The sequence below is a fragment of the Nostocoides japonicum T1-X7 genome, assembly GCF_001046855.1.
Classification (GTDB): domain Bacteria; phylum Actinomycetota; class Actinomycetes; order Actinomycetales; family Dermatophilaceae; genus Nostocoides; species Nostocoides japonicum.
Genome location: NZ_HF570958.1, coordinates 3,653,579 through 3,660,159 on the forward strand (window position 1 = coordinate 3,653,579; position 6,581 = coordinate 3,660,159).

6 protein-coding genes and 1 pseudogene are annotated in these 6,581 nt (G+C 73.7%); all 7 read right to left on the reverse strand.

Annotation, left to right across the window (positions count from 1 at the left end; all coding sequences use genetic code 11):
* A pseudogene (locus BN12_RS25305) lies at positions 1–396 on the reverse strand (hypothetical protein); the annotation flags it as partial.
* Between the two features lie 748 nt (positions 397–1,144).
* Positions 1,145–2,221 (reverse strand): 3-dehydroquinate synthase, encoded by a 1,077-nt coding sequence (gene aroB, locus BN12_RS16540; protein ID WP_048554184.1) that lies wholly within the window; start codon positions 2,219–2,221, stop codon positions 1,145–1,147.
* On the reverse strand, positions 2,214–2,771 hold the full coding sequence (locus tag BN12_RS16545; protein ID WP_235432439.1) for a shikimate kinase: 558 nt from the start codon (positions 2,769–2,771) through the stop codon (positions 2,214–2,216). The genes aroB and BN12_RS16545 overlap by 8 nt, the downstream gene beginning before the upstream one ends.
* Positions 2,765–3,988: a chorismate synthase gene (gene aroC / locus BN12_RS16550; RefSeq protein WP_048554186.1), complete on the reverse strand. Its 1,224-nt coding sequence runs from the start codon at positions 3,986–3,988 to the stop codon at positions 2,765–2,767. Before aroC ends, BN12_RS16545 begins: the two co-directional genes overlap by 7 nt.
* A 70-nt stretch (positions 3,989–4,058) precedes the next feature.
* Complete coding sequence (locus BN12_RS16555; RefSeq protein WP_327152662.1) at positions 4,059–4,883, reverse strand: shikimate dehydrogenase; 825 nt, start codon at positions 4,881–4,883, stop codon at positions 4,059–4,061.
* Positions 4,874–6,019, reverse strand: coding sequence for an endolytic transglycosylase MltG (gene mltG / locus BN12_RS16560; RefSeq protein WP_053080063.1), 1,146 nt, complete (start codon positions 6,017–6,019; stop codon positions 4,874–4,876). Before mltG ends, BN12_RS16555 begins: the two co-directional genes overlap by 10 nt.
* Entirely contained in the window at positions 6,020–6,502 is a 483-nt protein-coding gene (ruvX, locus tag BN12_RS16565; protein WP_235432440.1) for a Holliday junction resolvase RuvX, read from the reverse strand.
* Positions 6,503–6,581: the final 79 nt, after the last annotated feature.

A 6,581-nucleotide genomic window follows, 5' to 3' on the forward strand; every position in this document is an offset into this window, starting at 1 on the left:
CTCCCGCCGCGCCAACGCCACCTGCGACCCCACACTGCGCGCCACCCGCGCCGGGTCGTAACGACGACCCGCCCGACGATCCGATCCGTCCGCCCCGCCCGCCGTCGCTTCCGCCGCCCGCCGGGCCGACTCGTGCTGAGCGTCGGCGAACGCCACGGTCACCCGGGCCTGCCCCGCGCTGGCCGCGCCCTTCAGCTCCTCCAGGGCGGCGATGAGCTCCAGCCGCTCCCGATCCCCACACGCCGACCCGTCCGCCGCCCGCAACGCCGCCACCACCTCACGCACCCACCCGGCCCCCATCGGGGTGTCACACACGCCGATGGCAGCCTCGTCGCGGGGCACCCCGACCTTCCCGGATGCCCCGGTGGCGGGTGAGTCGGATGCCTGTCGGTCCATGTCGATATCGTACACGTGTACATTGCCCGAGTCAAGGAGGTGATCGATGGAAAGTATTGCTACACAACCTGATTCGCATCATCCGAGCCGACCAGGCGCGGCCATCCCGGCATGTTCGCAGCCCCCGGGACACGACGCCCTGCTCGCGCGGCATCAGGCCTCGCGCACCCCCGGATGGCACTCACGGAGCCATCAGCTGGACACATCCGCCCCCGCCGCCCACCGCCCCTCGCCGTCGCTTGCGCGCGCTGCCCATCCGCGAAGGAGCGACGTCCCCGAACCCGATGGGCACGCACCGGCGAAGAAGGACACGACGACGGAGTCGGCCGCCGCCATTCCGGGCGCCCAACAGACGACGCGAGCACATGCCTCCGGCCGTCCGTACAGGTCGAACCCATCGATCCATCGCGTCCGCGCGTCGCAGGACGGCATCGGGCCGGCTGAGGGGCGCAGGAGCGGAAGGAGTCGACGGAGAGGAGGAGGTCCGGAGGTCCGGAGGCCGAGCAGCCGGATACCGCGAGGGCGAGTGCGGTGCCCACGAACGCGGTCACTGTGAGCGGTCCCTCCGGGTGCAGTCACCCCGAGCGCGGCCGTCCTGAATGCGGCCACCATGAGGGGACAGACCCACGCCGCGCTCGCACGTGCCAGCCGACCTCACGGGCCAAGCCCGTCTCGGCCAAGCCCGCCTCGGCCAAGCCCGCCTCGGGCAAGCCCTCACGAGAAAGACCGCTTCACCGGACAGCCGACCTCACGGTGCGATGGCGGCGTATGCCGCGGCGAGGGCACCATGCGACGGGCCGACGAGGCGGGTCGGCCGGGCGAGTCCCTCGAGAACCACGAAACGCAGCGTCGACCCGCGCGTCTTCTTGTCCCTGCCCATGGTGACGAGCAACTCGTCGAGGGGCCGCGCGGCATACGAGGTCGGCAGCCCCACCGAGGCGAGGACGGAGCGGTGCCGGGCCAGGAGGGCGTCGTCGATGAGCCCTTCGCGGTGGGCGAGCTCCGCGGCGAACACCATGCCGATCGCGACGGCCTCGCCGTGCCGCATCCGGTAGCCCTCCGCCTGCTCGATGGCGTGCCCCAACGTGTGGCCGTAGTTGAGGATCTCGCGGAGCCCGGCCTCACGCAGGTCCTCGGAGACGACCGTGGCCTTCACCGACACCGCGCGATGGATGAGCTCGAGCGTCGCCGGCCCGTCCGGCGAGACCGCCGCGTCCGGGTCTGCGGCGACGAGGTCGAGGATCACGGGATCGGCGATGAAGCCCGCCTTGAGGACCTCGGCCATCCCGCCGACGTAGTCGGCCCGGGGCAGCGTCGCGAGGACCTCGACGTCGCAGAGAACCCCGACGGGACTGTGGAAGGCGCCGACGAGGTTCTTGCCCTCCGGCGTGTTGATGCCCGTCTTCCCGCCGACCGCCGCGTCGACCATGGCGAGCAGCGTCGTCGGCACCTGGACGACGGGCACCCCACGCAGCCACGTCGCGGCGACGAACCCGGCGAGGTCGGTCACGGTCCCGCCGCCGACCCCGACGACGACATCCGTCCGAGTGAACCCCGCGCGTCCCAGCTGCCCCCACAGGTGGGTCGCGACGTCCCCGGTCTTCGCCGCCTCGGCGTCGGGCACCGGGGCCTCGTGGACCTCGAAGCCGTTGTCGCGCAAGGCGTCCGCAACGACCAGCGCCGGGTCCACGAGGTGGGCGCTGTGGACGACGAGCACCCGCTGCGCCGTCTCGGGGACGAGGGAGCCGGCGGAGGCGAGGACGTCCCGCCCCACGACGACGTCGTATGCCGACCCGACGCGGATGCGGTCCAGCTCCTCAGGCATCCCCGCCGTCCTCGAGCCTCGCGACGATCTCCTCGACGATCTCCTCGGGGCTGCGTCCGGCGGTGTCGACGTGGTGCGTCGCGACCCCCTCGTAGACCGGGCGCCGGTCGGCCATCAGGGCGACCCACGTCGCGCGCGGGTTGACCGCGAGCAGCGGCCGGCTCCGGTCGAACCCGATCCGCCGCGACGCGTCGGCGATCCCCACGTCGAGGAAGACGACGACATGGTCGACGAGGGCCGCGCGTGTCGTCTCGTCGAGCGGCGCGCCACCTCCGACGGCGATGACGCCCGACTGCCGGGTCAGGGCACGCGCGACGGCGGACCTCTCGAGCATCCGGAAGGCCGGCTCGCCGTCCTCGAGGAAGATGTCGGAGATCGGCCGGCCCTGGTCCGCCTCGACGTCGAGGTCGGTGTCGAGGAACCCGACCCCGAGACGCTGTGCGAGGAGCCGGCCGATCGTCGTCTTGCCCGAACCCGGGGGCCCGACGAGGACGGCGACCGGGCGCGTCTCGCGGCCCTCCTCCGGCTCCCCGCCGGCGTCACTCACCACGTGCGCATCCCCTCGGGGATGGCGGCGAGGTATGCGGCGTGGTTACGTGCCGTCTCGGCGACCGAGTCCCCCCCGAACTTCTCCAGGCAGGCCTCGGCGAGGACGAGCGCGACCATCGCCTCGGCGACGACACCCGCGGCGGGGACGGCGCAGACGTCGGACCGCTGGTGGATCGCCTTGGCCGGCTCGGCGCTCGCGACGTCGACGGTGTCGAGGCTGCGCGGCACCGTCGAGATCGGCTTCATCGCGGCCCGGACCCGGAGGACCCCGCCCGTCGACATGCCGCCCTCCGTCCCACCGGACCGCCCGGTCCGGCGCTGGATGGCACCGGTGGCGTCGCGCTCCATCTCGTCGTGGGCCGCGCTCCCCCGCCGGGCCGCCGTCCGGAAGCCGTCGCCGACCTCGACGCCCTTGATCGCCTGGATGCCCATGAGCGCCCCCGCGAGACGGGCGTCGAGCCGCCGGTCCCAGTGGACGTGCGAGCCGAGCCCCGGCGGCAGGCCGTACGCGCAGACCTCGACGACCCCGCCGAGGGTGTCGCCGTCCTTGCGCGCCGCCTCGACCTCGGCGACCATCGCGGCCGACCCCTGCGCGTCGAGGGTCCGCACCGGGTCCGCGTCGAGCCGCTCGACGTCGTCGGGGGTCGGCAGCGGTGCGTCGTCGGAGACTCCCGCCGTGCCGATGGCGACGGTATGCGAGACGAGGCGGATCCCGTATGCCTGCCGCAGGAGCCGCGCGGCGACCTCGCCGAGCGCCACCCGGGCGGCGGTCTCGCGGGCCGACGCCCGCTCGAGGACGGGACGGGCGTCGTCGAAGCCGTACTTCTGCATACCGACGAGATCGGCGTGACCGGGCCGGGGACGCGTGAGGGGCCGGTTGCGACCCACCTCCTGGGGGGCGCCGACGTCGTTCGCGGCGGCGTACGCCTCCTCGGTGACGGGGTCGGCCGCCATGACGGTCCGCCACTTGGGCCACTCGCTGTTGCCGATGCGGATGGCGATGGGAGAGCCCATCGTCGCGCCGTGGCGGACGCCGCCGAGCAGCTCGACCTCGTCCTGCTCGAACTTCATCCGGGCCCCGCGCCCGAACCCGAGGCGACGTCGCGCGAGCGCCGCCGCGAGCTCGCTCGTCGTCACCTCGACCCCGGCCGGCACCCCCTCGATCGTCGCGAGGAGCGCCGGGCCGTGGGACTCACCGGCGGTCAACCAACGCAGCATGCGCTCGATCCTGCCACGCGCCCTCGGACGGCCCGCCGACCCGCCCGCCATCCGGCCCCGACGGCCGGCCTCAGCGATACGAGGCCACGGCGGCGAGCATCGCCTCGAGGGGCGCCTCGTGCCCGGTGAAGAGGCGGAACTGCTCGGCGCCCTGGTGGACGAGCATGTCGACGCCGCTCACGACCCGCATCCCCGCGGCCGACGCGGCCCGCGCGAGCGGGGTCGGCCACCCCGCGTAGACGACGTCGAGGAGGACGGCTCCGTCGTAGGCGAGGTCGGACGCCGCGACGAGCGCCCCCATCGCGGCACTCGGCTCCGGCGGGAGGGTGGCGACGAAGAGCCGGTCGTCGGTCCGCACCCACTCCGCCAACGGGACGCCGACGACCCGGGGTGCCGGCCCGGGCAACGACGAGGCCCACCTGACGACGTCCGCGACGGCCTCGGGGCGGCGCGCGGCGACGCGGACCCGCTCGACGCCGAGCGTGCCGAGGGCGAGGACCGCCGAGCGCGTCGTCGCCCCGGCCCCGACGACGGTCGCCGTCCCGTCGTGGGAGGCGCCACGAAGGGCGCGAGCGAGCCCCGCGACGTCGGTGTTCGTCGCGTCCCAGCCGCCGTCCTCGCGGCGGACGAGCGTGTTGATCGCACCCGCCGCCCGAGCCACCTCGCTCACCGTCGTCGCGACGTCGAACGCGACCTCCTTGAGCGGCATGGTGAGCGACAGCCCGCGCCACGTCGCGTCGAGCCCGGCGACGAAGCCGGCGAGACCCTCCCGCGGCACGTCGATCGCGTCGTACGACCAGCCGCCGAGCCCGAGGGCCGCGTAGCCGGCCCGGTGGATCGCCGGCGAGAGGGAGTGCGCGACGGGCGAGCCGAGGACGGCGGCCCTCAGCTGCACGTGCCCTTCTTCTGCGTCCGGCACCACGCCTGGAACTCGGTGACCTGCTGCTGATGCTCGGCGAAGGTCCGAGAGAACTCCGTGTGCCCCTTCGCGGGGTTGACGACGAGCCAGTAGTAGTAGGGCACCGACTCGGGATGGGCCGCGGCGACGATCGAGGCGTACCCGGGGTTGCCGATCGGGCCGGGCGGCAGGCCCTTGTGGACGTAGGTGTTGTAGGGGCTCGGGTTGGCCCGCTCCTTGTCCGTCGTCGTGAGGGCGCGGCGCTTGGCGGCATACGACACCGTCGAGTCGAGCTGGAGGAAGCCGGCGGGCTCGGCCTTCGGGTTGCGCAGCCGGTTCTCGATGACGCCGGACACCTTGGCGCGGTCGGACGGCTGGTTGACCTCGGCCTCGACGATCGACGCGACGGTCATCGTCCGCTCCATCGCCGCGTCGGGGACGCCGGCCTTGTGAAGCGCGGCGACGGACTGCTCGACCATCTCGCGCAGCTGCTGGGTGGCGGTCATCTTGTCGTCGAACTGGTAGGTGTCGGGGTAGAGATACCCCTCGACGTTGCCCTTGGCCGCGCTCGGCAGGCCGATGGCGCCGGGGTTCCGCGCGGCGGCCACGTAGGCCGAGACCGGCACACCCGTGGCCCGGGACAGGATCGGGTAGATCTCGCTCGCCCACAGGCCCTCGCGGATCGTCACCCCGGCGACCGTGCGGTTCTTCGGGTTGCCGAGGGCGACGAGGGCGTCGGAGGCCTTCATCTCCCGCTTGAGGCGGTAGGTGCCCGGCTGGATCGCGGCGGCGGCCTTGGTGTCGGCGACCTCCGCGTCGACGAACGCGCCGGACGTCTTCACGACCCCCGCGCCCTCGAGGGTCTTGGCGATCTCGCGGCCGGTCGCTCCCCGGGCGATGACGACCGACACCGATCCGCTGCCCGGGCCGGGGTAGTCCTTGGGCGCCGTCATCCGGTCGTAGACCGGCTTGAGGAAGAGGTAGGAGCCGTATGCCGCCCCGGCGAGGAGCGCGACCGCCAGCAGGAGGACGAGCCAGCGGCCGAGGAAGCGACCGGGCCTGCGGCGCCGACGGCCGCCGCCGGCGTGCGCGTCGGCCGCACCGAAGATCGTCTCCTCGAGGTGGCTGCTCACTTATCGTCCGTCCTTCGTGCGCGCCTTGCGGCGTCCGGGACGCACGCGCTCGCCCGGAGGGCGCTCGGTCGCACGTTCCGTGTCGAGCGCGGCCTGGAGGATGAGCACGGCGGCCGCCTGGTCCACGACTGCGCGCCGGCGCCGTCCGGAGACACCGCTGGCTCGCAGGGTGCGGTGCGCGTCGACGGTCGTCAGTCGCTCGTCGACGAGGCGGACCGGGACAGGGGAGACACGCATCGCCAGCATCGAAGCATACCGGCGCGCCGATCTCTCGGACTCCGACGTGGCCCCGGAGAGGTGTCGCGGCAGCCCGACGACGACCTCGACCGCCTCGAGACGGGCGACCACCTCGACCAGTTCGTCCAGATCGGTGTCTTTGTCGGAATCCCTGGCGAGCGTGGCGTGCGGTGACGCGAGGACGCCGCGCGGGTCGCTCACCGCGACCCCGACGCGGACCGTGCCGACGTCGACCCCGACGCGCACGCCCTCCCGCACGTCAGTCCGGCCGACCGGTCAGCTCGCCGACGCGCCAGCGGACCGCCGCGAGGGCGTCGCCGACCTT

Coding starts and splice junctions, on each gene's coding strand:
- aroB (WP_048554184.1), bottom strand. CDS start 2,221: ATGCCTGAGGAGCTGGACCGCATCCGCGTCGGGTCGGCATACGACGTC.
- aroC (WP_048554186.1), bottom strand. CDS start 3,988: ATGCTGCGTTGGTTGACCGCCGGTGAGTCCCACGGCCCGGCGCTCCTC.